Annotated in this window: 18 protein-coding genes; all 18 read left to right on the top strand. The window is 58.2% G+C overall.

What is annotated here, in order from left to right; all coding sequences use genetic code 11:
• Nucleotide 1 precedes the first annotated feature (1 nt).
• The 18 genes from U5A08_RS19500 to U5A08_RS19585 all read left to right on the top strand — a co-directional run bounded on the left by U5A08_RS19500 (nt 2) and on the right by U5A08_RS19585 (nt 16,718).
• Nucleotides 2-1,588, top strand: coding sequence for a ParB family protein (locus U5A08_RS19500; protein WP_321848132.1), 1,587 nt, complete (start codon nt 2-4; stop codon nt 1,586-1,588).
• The gene (locus U5A08_RS19505; RefSeq protein ID WP_321848134.1) at nt 1,585-2,133 is read left to right on the top strand and encodes a DUF2857 domain-containing protein; all 549 of its coding nucleotides are present in this window, start codon (nt 1,585-1,587) and stop codon (nt 2,131-2,133) included. The genes U5A08_RS19500 and U5A08_RS19505 overlap by 4 nt, the downstream gene beginning before the upstream one ends.
• Nucleotides 2,130-3,320, top strand: coding sequence for an STY4528 family pathogenicity island replication protein (locus U5A08_RS19510; protein WP_321848136.1), 1,191 nt, complete (start codon nt 2,130-2,132; stop codon nt 3,318-3,320). The genes U5A08_RS19505 and U5A08_RS19510 overlap by 4 nt, the downstream gene beginning before the upstream one ends.
• Before the next feature lie 264 nt (nt 3,321-3,584).
• The gene (locus U5A08_RS19515) at nt 3,585-4,340 is read left to right on the top strand and encodes a PFL_4669 family integrating conjugative element protein (protein ID WP_321848138.1); all 756 of its coding nucleotides are present in this window, start codon (nt 3,585-3,587) and stop codon (nt 4,338-4,340) included.
• Complete coding sequence (locus U5A08_RS19520; protein WP_321848140.1) at nt 4,337-4,855, top strand: DUF3158 family protein; 519 nt, start codon at nt 4,337-4,339, stop codon at nt 4,853-4,855. Before U5A08_RS19515 ends, U5A08_RS19520 begins: the two co-directional genes overlap by 4 nt.
• On the top strand, nt 4,852-5,292 hold the full coding sequence (locus U5A08_RS19525) for a single-stranded DNA-binding protein (RefSeq protein ID WP_321848143.1): 441 nt from the start codon (nt 4,852-4,854) through the stop codon (nt 5,290-5,292). The genes U5A08_RS19520 and U5A08_RS19525 overlap by 4 nt, the downstream gene beginning before the upstream one ends.
• Nucleotides 5,293-5,533: 241 nt before the next feature.
• Nucleotides 5,534-7,501 (top strand): DNA topoisomerase III, encoded by a 1,968-nt coding sequence (locus U5A08_RS19530; protein WP_321848145.1) that lies wholly within the window; start codon nt 5,534-5,536, stop codon nt 7,499-7,501.
• A gap of 895 nt (nt 7,502-8,396) precedes the next feature.
• Nucleotides 8,397-8,978: an STY4534 family ICE replication protein gene (locus tag U5A08_RS19535; RefSeq protein WP_321848146.1), complete on the top strand. Its 582-nt coding sequence runs from the start codon at nt 8,397-8,399 to the stop codon at nt 8,976-8,978.
• Nucleotides 8,979-9,049: 71 nt separating this feature from the next.
• Nucleotides 9,050-9,307: a hypothetical protein gene (locus U5A08_RS19540; protein ID WP_275969325.1), complete on the top strand. Its 258-nt coding sequence runs from the start codon at nt 9,050-9,052 to the stop codon at nt 9,305-9,307.
• 101 nt (nt 9,308-9,408) lie between these two features.
• Nucleotides 9,409-9,903, top strand: a complete 495-nt coding sequence (gene radC, locus U5A08_RS19545) for a RadC family protein (RefSeq protein WP_321848150.1) — start codon at nt 9,409-9,411, stop codon at nt 9,901-9,903.
• A gap of 52 nt (nt 9,904-9,955) precedes the next feature.
• A complete protein-coding gene (locus U5A08_RS19550; RefSeq protein WP_275969327.1) occupies nt 9,956-10,693 on the top strand; it encodes a DUF5983 family protein in 738 nt (245 codons plus the stop codon).
• A gap of 106 nt (nt 10,694-10,799) precedes the next feature.
• A complete protein-coding gene (pilL2, locus tag U5A08_RS19555; RefSeq protein WP_321848153.1) occupies nt 10,800-11,342 on the top strand; it encodes a PFGI-1 class ICE element type IV pilus protein PilL2 in 543 nt (180 codons plus the stop codon).
• Nucleotides 11,339-12,010: a chemotaxis protein gene (locus U5A08_RS19560; protein ID WP_321848154.1), complete on the top strand. Its 672-nt coding sequence runs from the start codon at nt 11,339-11,341 to the stop codon at nt 12,008-12,010. Before pilL2 ends, U5A08_RS19560 begins: the two co-directional genes overlap by 4 nt.
• Nucleotides 12,011-12,019: 9 nt before the next feature.
• Complete coding sequence (locus U5A08_RS19565; protein WP_321848155.1) at nt 12,020-12,739, top strand: TIGR03759 family integrating conjugative element protein; 720 nt, start codon at nt 12,020-12,022, stop codon at nt 12,737-12,739.
• On the top strand, nt 12,721-13,269 hold the full coding sequence (locus U5A08_RS19570; RefSeq protein ID WP_321848157.1) for a lysozyme family protein: 549 nt from the start codon (nt 12,721-12,723) through the stop codon (nt 13,267-13,269). The genes U5A08_RS19565 and U5A08_RS19570 overlap by 19 nt, the downstream gene beginning before the upstream one ends.
• Entirely contained in the window at nt 13,266-13,781 is a 516-nt protein-coding gene (locus tag U5A08_RS19575) for an integrating conjugative element protein (RefSeq protein ID WP_321848159.1), read from the top strand. The genes U5A08_RS19570 and U5A08_RS19575 overlap by 4 nt, the downstream gene beginning before the upstream one ends.
• A 9-nt stretch (nt 13,782-13,790) precedes the next feature.
• Entirely contained in the window at nt 13,791-15,896 is a 2,106-nt protein-coding gene (gene traD / locus U5A08_RS19580; RefSeq protein WP_321848161.1) for a type IV conjugative transfer system coupling protein TraD, read from the top strand.
• Nucleotides 15,897-15,986: 90 nt separating this feature from the next.
• A complete protein-coding gene (locus U5A08_RS19585; protein ID WP_321848163.1) occupies nt 15,987-16,718 on the top strand; it encodes a TIGR03747 family integrating conjugative element membrane protein in 732 nt (243 codons plus the stop codon).
• The last annotated feature ends 88 nt before the right edge of the window (nt 16,719-16,806 follow it).

Genomic DNA, 16,806 nt, shown 5'->3' on the forward strand with positions numbered 1-16,806 from the left:
GATGAAGAAGCTCAGTCAGGGACAGATCACCGACAAGCTGCACCAGGACCACTTCCCTCGAGGTCCAGAACTGGAGCGGCTGTCCGATCCACTTACTGACACGCCTATGTTGGTCACGCTGGAGCAGTTGCGGCCCTACGAACACAACCCGCGCTTCATCCGTAATCCGCTATACGACGATATCAAGGCTTCGATCCGTGAACGCGGGCTGGATCAACCGCCACCGATTACCCGCCGCCCAGGTGAAACCTATTTCATCATCCGCAACGGCGGTAATACGCGTTTGGCAATTCTCGGCGAGCTGTGGCAGGAAACCCGCGACGAGCATTTCTTTCGCATTCATTGCCTGTTCCGACCTTGGAGCAATGAAATCAACGCGCTACTCGGCCATCTGGCCGAAAGCGATCTGCACGGCCAACTCACTTTCATCGAACGGGCTCTGGCGGTAGCCAAGCTCAAAACCATGCTCGAAGCAGAGGGAGCGGTGCTCTCACAACGTGAGCTGGTTCGACGTCTTGCCGCTGGAGGCTATCCGATTTCGCAGTCACACATCAGCCGAATGCTCGACACCCTCGAGTACTTATTGCCCGCCATTCCACAAACCCTGTATGCCGGGTTGGGTAAACCCCAAGTTGAACGCCTGATCGCACTGCGTAGTCAGGCAGAGCGAACCTGGAACCGATATCCAACCGCCCCCGTTGCGTTCGTCGATTTCTGGCTCGAGACCCTGGGATATTTCGATGCAGAACCCGAGTTATTCGATCTTGAGCAGCTCCAGGATGAACTGCTCGAACGCATGAGCCACTTACTCAGACAGTCCTACCGTATGTTGGCCCTAGAGCTGAGCGACACCCAACGGGTCATCTCTACGCCTGGTATTGTCGCCAGTGCGTCCTCAGAGAACAGCCATCCGCCAAGCGTTGATGTCGCCGCAGCAGGAGCTCCCTCCTCCGAGCCCCATCCCAAATCAACTGAGACTAGGCCCCAGACCGAACCAACGCGAGAGGAATTGCTCACACCGCCAGAAACGAATGCCGTATCAGCAGTCAGCCCTCCGTCTCGCGTTCAACAGATTCGTGAACAGATCGATCGCGAGACCGCCACCGACTCAGCATATTCGGTCGACACCTATGCGATCGACGACATCTGGACCATCGCACCAGCACTGGATAGCCCCGAACAACTGCGATCCACCATTGCCACACTGGCGCGGGAAATGGCGGCCTATGCCGGACATCCCGAGAGCATCATCGACCAGCCGCATGGCTTGGGCTTCGCCCTGAACATCGAGCGAGTTGATCTTGCAGTGCCTCGCGCGACCGGCGTTCACCTACTGCTCCTGGCCCTGCTGCGCGCTCAAGACGAGGTCAACTGGGAAGATCGTAAGCAACTGCCGTCAGCGCTGTTCGGCCAGTTGTTGTTGGGGATCTATCAACTTCCGCTGACAGATCGTCCCGCCGTTGATGTGGGACTGGAGCGATTGCCCGACAGTCTGCTCATCAAACTGTATCGGCTGATCCGCCTGGCCCGTCGCCTGATCGACTTAACGCTAACCCCTGAAGACGACTCACCGGAGAAATTGCCATGAGCCTGTCCTTCAATGTGCTCAACCAGGCCATGCTGGCCCAGGTGCTGCATGAACTGCGCCAAGGTAACCTGCAGCGCTGCAAGGCACTCGGGCTGGGTGAAGACGACATCTACTTGTTGCAATCCTTACCGCCCACCATCCTGTCACACCTGGCCCATGCCACCGTACCCTGGGTAGAGATCAAGATCGACTCACCGGTGCTGCACCGGTTGATCGAACAAGCCGAACGTGACGAGCAGAACGAGCGATTGATCAATCGAGCGCTCAAGCTGGGCGCCAGCAGCACCATCATGTATCAAAACTTCGGCTTGGCACATTCGGAAACCGCCCTTCGTCGACGTCTGCTCAAAATAGAAACCCGTAAGGGCCGTCCTCAGCATTTGAGCGAAGCCCAGGAACATGCACTCTGGCAGCGATGGTGTCTGCTGCGCGCTCAAGACAGTACCGGGGATCAGCTCGACGCGATGATGATGCTTGCCGAAGAGCAGCAGATCAGCCTAACCATCGTCTGGCAGCAGATTGACCAGTACAGCAACGGCACATGAACGCTGCCCCGTTCAATCGCTGGCAGCGTGTCCTGCAGCAATGCACCCAACAATTGAGTGAACGCTGGCCGGCACACCCCAGCACTGAGCCCCCCTTCAATCAAGCCCTGCAGGCGGGCTTTCTGTTCAGTGGCCAAGCTCACGAAGTCGTGCCACGTCGACTGCTGTTGGATTGTCGGTTGACGCCGTTGGAGCGTAATGCCTGGCAAGTGTTTCGGCTCATGCTGCAAGGCCAGGGCGTGGTCACGCCGCGCTATGAGGATTTGCAGCCTTACCTATCGAGCGTGCCCTATGGTGCATTAGCCTCCCGTGAAACCATCGCCCGCGTGTTGACGATGCTCAGATTAACTCGCTGGCTTAGCTTAGTAAGTCGCGGGCGCGACCCGCTCAGTGGACGCCTTCAAGGTTCGCTGTATGTTCTGCACGATGAGCCGTTAACTCCTGCCGAAGCCATGGAGCTGGATCAGGATTACCTGGAGCTGGTCGGACATGCCCTCGGTCATGCGACGAAGGCGGTGCGCATTGTCGCTCAGCACATTGTGGAAGAAATCCGCCAGGACACGAATATCGATCGGGATCGGTTACCGACGCGGCTCGACAGCTGGGGAGAACACTGGACGCAGCAAGGATTGGATCAGGCAATCGACACCAGCATGCACGATTCCGAACGGGGGGAAGATCCCCACGTTCGGAATCGTGCGGCCCCTCGTTCGGAATCCGAACTGGGCCTGAACGTCAATGTTTCCGGCACCGTTCGGAATCCGAACGCCGCCTGTACTGTATTAAAAGAAAGTATTTGTACAGTACAGCGCGCGACCCCAGCGGTGGATAACCTGCACTGGCCCGCTACGCTGCACCTGAGCCCAAGCGAGCGTCAAGCCGTCGCCGTGGCGCTGAACAAGCTCAAACCAGTGGATCGGCAGGCGGTGCTCAACGAAGCGGGGGCACGTTGTGCGGCCGGTGGAATCCGCAAGCCAGCGGCCTATCTGATGGGATTGATCCAACGTGCGCTGAACGGCGAATTTCGTCCTTGGGCAGGTCAGGCCGAACCGTCACCCATTGCAGAACCGCCCCCACCCGCCCCCTCGCGGCCATCTCGACAACAGGGCGAACCCGCATCCGCCCTTGCCCAAGCGTGCCTGAATGAGCTGCGCCAACTGCGCGGCAAACGCGGTGGACGTCAGTAGATTTGATGCCAGTGGCATCAAATCCATGGGGTTCCACTCTACGAACACATCGGACCGAACTATGAAACTTTTAGGGAAAAGCCGGGACATCTCCTCCCATGAACGTAGACGTCAATGGATTTGATGCCACTGGCATCAAATCCAATGACGTCTCCATAGTTAGCCCTCTTAAACCAAACCGAACAGACCGCATTCAGCTTTTTGGCTGTCCTTGCCCCTTATCTGTCGCAACGTTCCTGTCCAAGCGAATGCGAGGACAACACCGTGGCCGATCACTATCAACTCAATCTGGGTTCATTGCGCAGCAGCATCACCCTGACCCTGCACACCCACCACGCCGCCCGTATCTGGCAAGGTCGGGCCGCACGTGAAGGCGTCCACTCGATCATGGGCATGGCCGGCTACATCAGTGTCACCAACCTGATCAAACAAACCGCGGCCCAAGACGACCCCTATGCTGACTGGGCCATGGTGCAACTCGAAGAAAAACTGATGCAGGCCAAGGCTGGGATGCTGGAACTGACCCAACAGCTGGATCGGATCAGACAGGACCTGCCGACCCAGATCGACATGGGCGACAACCTCAATATCCACCCCGTCACCTTGCCGTTATACATCGGCAGCCAGTTGGGTTTTCTCGCGGTCTACCTACTGACCGACTACGACACACTGGTGCGTCGGACTCTATTGGCCCATCACACCGCCTTGATCGGCCGCATCGACATGGAAGCCTGGATCGACGACGGCGCCCATCTACTTCGCAGCCTATTCGGCCAGGCGCAGCGTTACCGGCATTCTGGCGTCACTCGTGATGACATGGCAGCGAACAATGCTCGTGCTCTGGCGGTCATCGATAAATTGGGTTTGCCCCCGATGGACATCCTTGAGGGGCATCGCCGCTCCCAGTTCGCGCCGCCAATCGTTCGCCGTGGTGCGGTGGCGGTAAACGCCGCCGATGCGTTGGTAGAAGACGCGGAAGAGCCCTCTGCGACAGTAGATGAGCCGGAGGACCAAGCATGAACCTCATGAATTCGGCTCAACCAATCCCATTCGACGCATCGACACCGGATGCCTATCGACAACTCGAACACGCAGCCTCCCTAAAAGGCCTTTTAAAACCTTTTAAGGGTAAGGGGGAGTTGGAGCACCTGGCGCAGGTAGCGAGGGAAATCGAGGCGCAGTTATGTCACCTGATGGAGGCTGTGGTGCAGCAGGCCGGACAGCCTCCTTACTCACTGCTGGATATCCGATTGGTGCTGCAGAACACCAGCGCGGGCAGCACCTTTTTGCGTTGGCGCACCCGTGATTTTGCCCGTATGGGGGTTGCGGTCTGGGAACGCCAAGTCCGCAAGCAAAACCTACCGCAAGCCGTACGCGAGGGATTGCACCGTTTCGAATGCTCGCGCATTGCACTGAACCTGCAGATGAGCGTGGTGCATTCGCTCTACCGCCAGGCATCGACCTGCGCGATCAAAATGGCCAGTGCCGAACGGCTGCTGCGCCAACTCACAACCGCAGTGGAGGTATCACGATGAGTACTTTTTTCGTCGGCGAAGGCAATATCGGCAGTGCGCCAGAGTTCCAAGAGTTCGCCTCTGGCAATGATGAACCACGGCGCTTGCTGCGGCTGAATGTGTACTTCGACAATCCCGTGCCACGCGAGGGCAGCTATGAAGATCGAGGTGGCTATTGGGCACCGGTGGAGCTTTGGCACCGCGAGGCTGAACACTGGAGCACGCTGTACCAGAAAGGCATGCGCGTGCTGGTCGAAGGCCGCACCGTGCGCGACGAGTGGGAGGACAGCGAAGACAATGCGCGGGTGACCTTCAAGATCGAGGCCCGTCGAGTCGGTATCCTGCCTCACCGATTACACGGCGTGGTCATGCGCGAGCGCTCCAGTGAACCGGCGCCCTCTCAAAATACAGAGCAGGCCAGCACACCGGCGTCAAAACCCAATAAACGCAGAGGGTAAACACCTAGGGCCTGACAGACTTCAGGCATAAGAATTGCGCATTTGCGCGAAGTCGCCGGTCAGTTATTACTCGTTGCTCGTGAAGCCCCACCCTGTCATCCACGCTACAACAAGGTAGCAGCTTCGGCCCATTCAAGCCTGCCCTCACCGACTAATATGAGGAACCTGCCATTCAGGTTTCTCATATCTCGCCACCGCTGTTTCCAACAACGCTGCTCCGAACTCAATCCGGAGCAGTTCTATGCGTCTCTTCCTCTGCGAGAAACCGTCCCAGGGTCGTGACATCGCCAAAGTGCTCGGGGCCACTAGACGTGGTGATGGCTGCCTGATCGGCACCGACTCAACCGTCACCTGGTGTATCGGCCATCTGCTGGAGACGGCTCCGCCTGAAGCCTATGGCATTCAGTACAAGAATTGGTCGTTGGATCATCTACCGATCATTCCCGCGCAGTGGCAGGTCGAGGTCAAATCCAAGACCGCGACACAATTAAAAGTCATCAAGCGCCTGCTCAGTGACGCTACCACCGTCGTCATCGCAACCGACGCCGACCGCGAAGGTGAGATGATTGCCCGCGAGTTGTTGGAGCTCTGCAAGTATCGAGGCCCCGTTCAGCGCCTCTGGTTGTCCGCCCTCAACGAGGCGTCGATTCGCAAAGCCCTGTCCTCGCTGAAGTCTGGTCAGGAGACTTTCCCGCTCTACCACTCAGCCCTCGCCCGCAGCCGCGCCGACTGGCTGATCGGCATGAACCTCAGTCGTTTGTTTACCCTTCTTGGTCGACGAGCGGGCTACGATGGCGTGTTGTCAGTGGGACGCGTCCAGACACCTACTCTACGTCTGGTGGTCGATCGGGATCGTGCGATTGCCAGCTTCGTGTCGGTGCCCTACTGGGAAGTGGATGTGCACCTGTCCTCAATGGGGCAACCATTCATCGCGTCGTGGCAACCACCCAGCTCAGGACGAGATGAGGCCGGTCGTTGCCTGAAGCAGGCGTTTGCCAGTCAAACGGTCCAAGCGATCTCTTGCAGTAAGACCGCCACAGTCCTCTCGCTGCAGACTGAGCATTCCCGAGAACCACCGCCCCTGCCCTTCGACCTGAGTACCCTGCAAGAAATCTGCTCGCGCAAGCTGGGGCTCGGCGTTCAGGAAACCCTAAACATCGCCCAAGCCCTGTATGAAACCCACAAAGCCACCACCTACCCGCGCAGCGATTGCCGCTATTTGCCAGCGAGTATGTTCAATGAGGTACCCGCTGTATTCGATGCCCTGCTCAAAACGGATCCCGCACTGCGGCACGCACTCGGAAGCCTCGATCGATCACTGCGCTCACGGGTATGGAACGATGACAAGGTCACCGCGCACCACGGCATCATCCCCACCACCGAGCCGGCAAACCTGGCGCGGATGTCTGAACCAGAGCGTCAAGTCTACGAACTAATTCGTAGCCACTACGTCGCGCAATTTCTTCCGCAGCATGAGTTTGATCGGACCCAGGTCGAACTGGAGTGTGGCGAAGAACGATTGACCGCTGTTGGCAAACATATCCTGATCCAGGGCTGGAAAGGCTTACTCTGCGAAAATACCGAAGAGGATGAGCCCAGTCACAAGTCCCAAGTCTTACCCGTCTTGCAACAGGGTACTCAGTGCGCAGTGGACGATGTCGAACTCAAATCGATGCGCACTGCCGCTCCCAAACCTCTCACTGAGGGCGATCTGATCAAGGCGATGAAAAATGTGGCCAAGCTGGTCAACGATCCACGCCTGAAACAGAAACTTCGGGACACCACCGGTATCGGTACCGAAGCCACGCGAGCCGGCATTATCAAAGGGTTGATTGATCGCGGTTATTTGCTGAAGAAAAAACGCGCATTGATGGCCTCCGCCGCGGCCCATACCCTGATCGAGGCGGTACCGGCAGCAGTCGCAGATCCGGGTATGACCGCAATCTGGGAACAGGCGCTGGACGAAATCGAAGCGGGACGCCTGACCCTGGATGAGTTCGTTGCCAAGCAGGCGAACTGGATTGTGCAGTTGGTCGCACACTACCGCTCGCTCACTTTGGAGATAGCGGTCGAAACTGGCCCAGGCTGCCCCATGTGCAATGCCTCAATGCTCAGGCGAAAGGGAAAATCAGGACCGTTCTGGTCATGCTCCCGCTATCCGGATTGCAAGGGCACTGTGTCAATCAGTAAAGATACGCGTCGCTCATGATGTGCCATGAGACGATCATCATAAGAACGGTGAGTTCTCTGCCTTGACGTCGTCCCACCCTCTCTGCTGTAGTGCCTCAGGATCATCGCCAACGGCGACCCAAGACCGATTTGCTCCGGGTGGCTCGGTCGGACTCCTTGAGTTCGGAGCCTTCTCTTCTGCGGAATTTCATTCCTCACTTGTGCTCGACCTGATCACGGTGGCGGATGACCACTGTTGCCTCTGCCCGGCAACAGCGGTCATCCGCTTCGGCGATCGTATTCAGTCCCGGAGCCCACCGGGGAAACACGGGGCACCCTTTGTGCGCGGATGCGTGCCAGCAGGTTCCGACCCAGGCCACGACAAGGGTCGGTTGACGAATCAAGGCGCAGTTACCAAGCTTTGCGAGGAGCTTTTCGACTGCGTATGACCGTCAAAGGTGGCTTTTCTGTTCTTCGCCTGGTGACCCACCAGGCCAGCTCTTCTTTTTCTCATTCCAGTGACTGCCACCGTATTCCGGCCATAAAAAATCGGGTTGCAGCGTCTTGACGCTCCCCTGTGACAGGCTTATACAAAGGGCGTGGTTCGCTGTCGTCGACAGCCCAGCCCAGGTAGCTTGAACCTTCAAGGCTACGCCACGTTCGTGGTGGTTTACCCAAGTGCGATCAGCGTTCGGAAGCTCGCGCGGTTACCGCTTCAGCGGTGATGAATGCCCACTACCCCATGCCTGCGGATCACCACCGCAGACGCTCCTCTGCTGCACCGCTATTCCCTCAAGGCGCATCGTTCTGATCGTCATCGGCTTGCCGGTGGCGAGTCGTTCATTACTCGCCTTTACCTTACCCACCCTGACGGGGGCTCACTTCCCCGTCAGGGACGGTGCGTCGCCGTTTTCCCTTGAAACAGGAGAACCACCATGGCCCACACCAACCACTCCCAAGAAGCGACCACTTACTTCAACCTGCACACCGTCGGTATCGGCTACCTCAACCGTGTTCGTGAAGTACAAGTCCGCCGGGGCCAGCCATTCATGGCCTGCGATATCGCCGCCCTGCACGGTGCCACCGATGCGGTGGAGTACACCCGCTTCGACTGCAAGGTCGCTGGAGGCGAAGCTGAACGTTTGATTCGTCTCTACATGGACGCCGTCAAAGCCGAGAAAAAGGTCTTGCTGTCGTTCCGTATCGGCGATCTGTGGATCGATCCGTTTCTCTACGAGAAAGGCGATAAACAAGGCCAACCGGGCGCCAGCCTGAAAGGTCGTTTGTTGTTCATCGACTGGATCAAGGTCAACGGCACATTCGAGTACAAAGCGCCCGCCAGGCAGGAAGCAACAGCACCTGCTGAGCAAGCGCCAAACATTGAACTATCCCCACCATCGGCTGATGCCGACGCTGAGGAGACCGACAACCCAACAGAGTCCAGGATTGAACCTGAATCTCCACCCACTCCCCGCACGGCCCGCCGTTTCGCCACGCGTACTGTTCAGTCCGCCTGAACAATCCACAATGTTTTACATCAAGGCGCTCAATCGAGCGCCTTTTCTTCAATCAGCACAGGAGAACCGACATGGAATCCTTCTGGCTTTGCGACGACTGCCTATTCGCTGCGGCTTACGAGGACTACAGCACGTTATCGCTCTACTACACGACGGATGAAATTGAGAAACGCATCGCCGGCATCCATCGTGAACTGGTTCGGTTAATGCCCATCAGTGCCGACTTCGATCCCGAAACCGGTCGGGGAATAAAAGCCTTCTCCCCATTGCCCTGCGACGGTTGTAACTCACACCTGCACGGACAACGCCACCGATTCACTCGGCTGTAAACAGCGCGTCATCGGCTAATACCCGCGACTCTTTATCCACCTCGGGGCACACCACTCCCCAAGGGCGTGTACCCCTGATTGTTCCCTTCGGAGGTACCACCATGAGCACCCAACTCACGCTGATTGAAACCTCGGATGTCGAGGCTGATCGTATCGTCCAAGAAAACCAGGTGATCGACGAAGCGCTGCATATTCTGGATCGTCGGCTGTTCGCCCGCAGCCCTATCCTGACGTCGCCTGACACTGTGGCCTCATACCTAAAACTGCACCTTGCGCAACAAGAGCATGAAGTCTTCGGTGTGATTTTTCTCGACGCCAAGCACCGCGTGTTGGCGTTCGAAGTCCTGTTTCACGGCAGCATTGATGGGGCCAGTGTTTACCCCAGACAGGTCGTTAAACGCTCATTGGCGCATAACGCTGCGGCCGCCATTTTTGTTCACAACCACCCCTCAGGGTGTACGGAACCCAGCCAGGCGGATCGCGTGCTGACGGCACGGCTGAAGGAGGCCTTGGCCTTAATCGAAGTGCGCGTACTGGATCACTTCATCGTGGGAGAAGGTCGTCCTCTCTCCCTTGCCGAATACGGCTGGCTTTAACCCTCACAGGCGCCTACGGGCACCTTGTTCATTTCCATTCTGGAGACCCCTCATGAACCAAACCCCAGCCCTGCTGCAAGCCTCAAACCCATTTGCTCGCGGTTACGACAACCTGCATATCGAACGGCTACTACTGATCACCTACGAAGACGACTGCCCTCCCTGCTTTCGACCCCTACACGACTCACAAGCCCATCTGCCCGACAATGAGCTGCAACTGTTCCCCTGCCTGTTCAATAACGATTTCGCCTTGATCAGCGAAGGCCAATCCATTCCGGAGGAGTTGGATGAACGCTGCCAATCCACCGGACTGGTGCGCCAAGTGATCTACGCCGTGATGGGCGAAATGCTCAACGAGCGGCATCACGTCGGCGATCTGTACTCCCTGGAAGATGCCCAAGCCATGATCCATCGCTTGAGCTTCGAGACGGGACACTACAGTCGAACCTGGGAGATCAGTACCGCACACCTCACTGAAGAAGCATTGCGCTACTTGGAACGCCGGGCTAGCAATTTCGACTTCAGACCAACTGGTCTGCTGTTCGAACCCTTTACCCTGACGGACTGCAATGGCGTCGGGTGTAAGCTGATCGGCACGCCTTGGACCGACGATAACCTGGAGAAAATCGAGGGCTGTCCTTACTCATCGCTGAGGCAAGAGCAACTCGATACTGGTACGCCGGCAACCTTGGTCAACGTACTGTATCTGGCCGCATTGGCGGATGTGCGATTGTTGATCTTCGACCCTGACGCTACCGCCTTGGATGGACTCGCCATTTTTGATGAATAGCAACGTATTCGGCATTAACACGACCCACCATGAATCGACTTTCTCACTGAATCGCTCCTTCACCTCATGTCAGGTTCTGCACTGAATCTGACATGAGGTCTCTTCCATGGAGCGTTTTTTCACGCCTGTCTGCCTGCTGGGCTTGTTGAGCGCCTGCACCGCGCCAATTCCCAACACAATGCCGACCACTCCGAAGATCGACAGTGGTTCCAATCAGGCCCAGCACTCGAGGGGCACAGCCGAAGGAAGCCATCCGGCAGAACTCCGCTATGGCCGCTATACGCTGGTCAGCACCGAGCCCACCACGGAACAACGCGATCTTCTTGCCCAAATCATTGACGTGAGCATCCCGTCCAGCCTGAACCCTTCGGTGCAGGATGCCTTGCAGTACATATTGCAGCGCTCGGGCTATTCGCTCTGTCCCAATACCGCAGCGGTGAAGGTGCTTTTTACTCGCCCCCTGCCTGCGGCCCATTACCGGCTTGGGCCAATCTCTTTGCGCAACGCCCTACAAGTGCTGGCTGGCCCCGCCTGGCAACTTACGACCGACGAAGTCAGCCGTTCGGTCTGCTTCGAACAGCAGAAAACGGAGGCCGGTGTCGCGCTGATCGCAACCGTCTGGCCCCATCAATTGGAGGCGCGGCCATGAAAGCCTCAACGTTTCAAACCCTCATTGTCGGCTTACTTTGCCTGGCGGTCGCCGGTCTCTGCGGTGGTTTGTATAACCAATATCAGCGCGTGGCCGAACTACAGAGCGCGAACACCCAACGCCTACAAACTCTGGACACCCTGCAACATGATTCAAGCGCCCTTAAGGACGCCCAGGAGAAGCTGCAATACGCGCTGAAAGACCTGAAGCAGATGGTCGATACTGGTGAGCAACAGGCCAATACCCTCGATCCGATGTTGGATCAGTGGGCGCAAGAGATACAGGAACTGCGCGATGGTCTCGCAGCCCGCGCCACCCAGGCAGACCTGACCGCGCTGCGCGCACGCCTTGAACAGGTCGAGCAGCAACTCCTGGACCTCAGGACCAAGCCATTCCCTCCACCACCGACGCCTTCTGCGACCAAACCGAAAAAGACCGCTCGCCCCAAACCCGCCCCGCTCTCGCCACCATTCTCAGTGTTGGGGGTCGAGTCCCGCGGGGGTGAGCGCTTTCTGGCGGTCGCTCCTCATGACAGTCGCTCGCTCATGGATGTTCGGCTGCTGCATAGCGGCGAGCAGATCGGAACTTGGCACCTGAAAGTGCTGGAGTCGAACTCGGCCATCTTCGCGGTGGCCGCTCAGCCAGACCAGGCCGTGCAACTTCCTTGAGCAACGATCATGAACAGAGTGCTACTGCCCGCCGTCGTCTGTCTCGTTTCACTGCTTAGCACGGCAACTGCGATGGGCAACCCCGTCACGACACAGTCACAGAACCAGGACACGCAGTCTGCTCCACTGGGGCGCTCTGACTCTGAACAGGCGGCGAGCTGGGGTCTGACAGAGCAGGAGTGGACGCGCTTCGAACAGATCCAAACCGGCCCGCGCGGTTTCTGGAGCCCGAACCTCGATCCGCTGACCGCACTCGGGGTTGAGGCCCAGACCGACCAAGAGCGCCAGCGCTATGCCGAATTACAAGTTGCGCTGGAAGCCAAACGCGCCGAGCGCGAGTTGGCCTACCAAAACGCTTACACCGCGGCCTGGGCCAAGCTGTTTCCCGGGCTGCTGCCGATCCAGGGCATGGCATCCCCGTCTCCTGCCAGCTCATCGGTCGTGCCGCGCCAGGCTCTGTTTGTCGAGGACCACTGCCCAGCGTGCACCGCCGAAGCACAGCGTCTGCAAGGTAGCGACACGGCGTTCGATATCTACCTGGTGGGCAGCCAAGGCGAGGATGAACGCGTCCGTCGCTGGGCTCGGCAAGCGGACATCGATCCGGCCAAGGTTCAACGCCGGCAGATCACCCTAAACCATGACCGTGGTCGCTGGTTCAGCCTGGGTGCCTCAGGGCCATTGCCTGCCACATTTCAACAGGTGAATGGACAATGGCAACGCCTCGACTGAGTGGTATTGCGCTCCTGCTGACGATGCTCGCCATCCAGGCTGACGAACTGCCGCCTCCTGCCTACCAACTGGCGGCGCATGACGCCGACATCCCTTCTACGGTGCTGTTCGCGATTGCCCTGCAGGAGAGTGGTATCCGCGTTCGTGGTCGGCTGCTGCCCTGGCCTTGGACACTGAACATCGCCGGAACACCCTACCACTTCGCCACTCACCAGGCTGCCTGTCACGCCTTGCTTCAGGCGCTCGCCCGACATGACGCCAAGCGGGTCGATGTCGGTCTCGGCCAAACCAACCTGGGTTATCACGGACAACGTTTTTCCAGTCCCTGTGAAGCCCTCGACCCGTACCGAAATCTCGCGGTGACCGCCGCGCTGTTGCGGGAGCATCACGCCGTCACCGGTGATTGGGTGTCGGCGGCCGGACGCTATCACCGCCCGGCAGGAGGAACGCCGGCAGCGCGTTACCGCGCCGGCTTTTCCCGGCAACTCGAACGGTTGCTGGTTTCCTTCGAACAAGAGACACAACCATGAAGCAAATCGCCATTGCCTGTTATTTCACCCTGCTCTTGGCACCTTTCGCCCAGCCGGAACTGACCGTAGCCGGGGATCAGTCTAGCGACTTCACCCCCCCCCATTATCAAATCTCCAGGCCGCCAATAAACAACAAGACCCAGCCTGATCGTGCCATGCATGCGGACCTGTCCACGTTTGCCGATGAAGCCTGGATACTACCCATCCGCAGCTCTCACTTGAGCCCCGGCCAAATCACGTCTCGCGCCCTGAACATGCCGGGCTTACGGCCATTTTTCCTGGTCGGCGACGATCCCCAGTCGCTGACTTGGCTGCGTCAACGCGCGACTGAACTGCAGGAAATGGGCGCGGCCGGTCTAGCGGTTGAAGTAACTGATACCGAAGCTTTGGCCCGAATTCGAGCAGCCGCTCCGGGCATCACCATCCTGCCGGTCAACGGCAACGACATCGCCACCCGCCTGCTGATTGAGCACTACCCCATCTTGATCACCGCCACCTCACTGGAACAGTGAGTCCAGGTCATGGCCGAGCATGCAATGGAATCCAAGCTCCGGCCAGCGGTGGAGCTGTATACCGTAGCGATCTGCATCGCGGCCGCGGTGTTGTGCGTGTACTCGCCCTGGGCTGTGGCCCTGTCACCCGAGATCGGTCTGGTTGCAGCACTGACCTATGCCCTGTTCGGCCTGATCCGATTGCGACAAGCCTGGGAGGTGCTGCGCTATCGGCGCAATATCCGCCGGCTGCCCCGCTACGAACTGACCAGTCGGCAGATTCCGGTCAGCCGTAAGCGTTTGTTTATGGGGCGCGGCTTTCGCTGGACCCGCCTGCACACCCAGCGCTTGGTCGAGGCCCAGGATCCGGCGGTCGCCCACTATGTCGACCAACCGACCCGCTATCGCCTGGCCCGTGAACTCGAACGACGCCTGGAACATGCACCGTTTCCACTCTCGATACTGGCCCGTGTCACGGCCTGGGACAATGCCTTCAATCCGCTGCGGCCTTTGCCCCCAGTCGGTGGCTCGCCACTATTGCATGGGGTCGAGCCCGATGAAACGGAAGTCAGTCTGCCGCTGGGCGAACGGGTCGGACACACCTTGGTGCTCGGCACTACTCGTGTCGGCAAGACGCGACTCGCCGAGGTGTACATCACCCAGGACATTCACCGCGTCGAACATGAGGTGGTCATCGTTTTCGATCCGAAGGGCGACGCCGACTTGCTCAAACGGATGTACGTCGAAGCCAAGCGGGCCGGTCGGGATAAGGAGTTTTATGTTTTCCACCTAGGCTGGCCGGAGATCTCCGCTCGATACAATGCGGTGGGACGCTTCGGGCGTATCTCGGAAGTGGCGTCACGCATCGCCGGACAGCTCAGCGGCGAAGGTAACTCCGCGGCCTTTCGCGAGTTTGCCTGGCGTTTCGTCAACATCATCGCCCGCGCCCTGATCGAGCTGGGCCGACGTCCGGACTACCTGCAGATCCAACGGCATGTGGTCAACATCGACGCCCTGTTCATCGAATACGCCCAGCAGTTTTTCGCCAAGACCGACCCAAAGGCGTGGGAAGTGATCGTCCAGCTTGAAGGCAAGCTCACCGAGAAGAACATTCCTCGGCACATGATTGGGCGCGAAAAGCGCGTGGTGGCCATCGAGCAGTACCTGGCGGTGAAGCGGGTATTTGATCCAGTGCTGGATGGATTACGTTCGGCGGTACGCTACGACCGTACTTACTTCGACAAGATCGTTGCCTCGCTACTGCCGCTGCTGGAGAAACTCACCACCGGCAAGACCGCCCAGTTACTGGCCCCCAACTACACCGATTTAGATGACCCGCGACCAATCTTCGACTGGATGCAGATCATCCGAAAACGCGGCATCGTCTACGTCGGTCTGGATGCGCTGACCGACGCCGAGGTGGCCGCCGCTGTAGGCAACTCCATGTTCGCCGACTTGGTCTCGGTCGCCGGACACATCTACAAACACGGCATCGACCATGGCCTGCCCCAATCGGGTAACAACAGTGACAAGTTGCCGATCAACCTGCACGCTGACGAGTTCAACGAGTTGATGGGTGATGAATTCATCCCACTGATCAACAAGGGCGGTGGCGCCGGCATCCAGGTGACGGCCTACACCCAGACCCTCAGTGATATCGAAGCGCGCATTGGTAACCGTGCCAAAGCTGGCCAGGTGATCGGCAACTTCAACACCCTGCAGATGCTGCGGGTGCGCGAGACCGCCACCGCTGAACAGCTCACCCAGCAGTTACCCAAGGTCAATGTACTGACCAAGACCCTGGTGTCGGGGGCGACTGACACCTCCGATCCTGAAGCCAATACAGACTTCACTTCGTCCTCCCAGGATCGCGTCAGCAGCACCAGCGTGCCGTTGATCGAGCCCGCTCACATCGTCAGTTTGCCCAAAGGGCAAATGTTCTCCTTCCAGGCCGGTGGTCAACTCTGGAAAGTCCGCATCCCGTTGCCAAAACCCTCCAACGACGACGCCATGCCCAAGGACCTGCAGGAACTCACCCAGCGAATGCGGGTCACCTATAACGAGCAGGCGGGCCAATGGTGGACTGCCAGTGGGGGCGGCCCAACAATAAACTTCGATCTGGATCAGGTGGGGTAGTCCACCCCCTCCGCAGATTTCGATTCAGCAGAAACGATCCAGAAGGCGCCGTGAGCGGCATCAACTCTGCGGTGCACAATGGAGTGATCAATGGCGACTTCCGCACAAAATACTCCGACACAACCGATCCAGCGCCCGGGATTGATCATCTCGGCGATCAGCCTGATCCTGCGCATCATCGGTTTGCTGATCGCCTCGTTACTGTTCTCGATCCTGATCGAATTCGCTGGTTTGCTGCTGTTCTGGAGCGATCAGGGTTGGCGACACAGCCAGGCCATGCTGAGTAGCGAATTGGGTTGGCTCAGCGAGCACTTCAAAGCTTCACTCATTATCCAACAACCCGGACAGACGATTGTCCAGTGGCTGGATTTTCTCAATCAGTGGCTGCTGGTCAGGACTGGCTTTGCGGATTTTGCCCAGCAGGCGCGGGTGTCGAGCCAAGGCAACGGCTTCTGGAGCTGGACCAATCAGTTCTACGTGAGCATTGAGGATTTTGTACTGGCGGCGGTGTATGTGACCTTTACCTTCGTGGTGAGGCTGACCATTTTAACCCTGGCCGCTCCGCTGTTTCTGTTAGCCATGTTCACTGGTTTTGTGGATGGATTGATGCGCCGCGACCTGCGCAAATTTGGAGCTGGGCGAGAAAGCAGTTTTGTTTATCACCGCGCTAAACGAGCAGTGATACCTCTGCTGATCGTGCCTTGGGCCATTTACCTGTCCTTGCCCTTTTCGCTCAATCCCATGGCCGTTTTTTTGCCTAGCGCCGCGATGCTCGGGATCGCGATGGCGATCACAACAGCAACTTTCAAAAAGTACCTCTAGCTGCTTAGTTAAGCATTGCCTTGAACTGATCTCTGGATGACGCCATTTTTCTTGAGAATCAAAAAACACGGACCAACTTGGCTTGCTC

The sequence above is a fragment of the Pseudomonas paraveronii genome (assembly GCF_963681955.1).
Taxonomy (GTDB): Bacteria; Pseudomonadota; Gammaproteobacteria; order Pseudomonadales; family Pseudomonadaceae; genus Aquipseudomonas; species Aquipseudomonas paraveronii.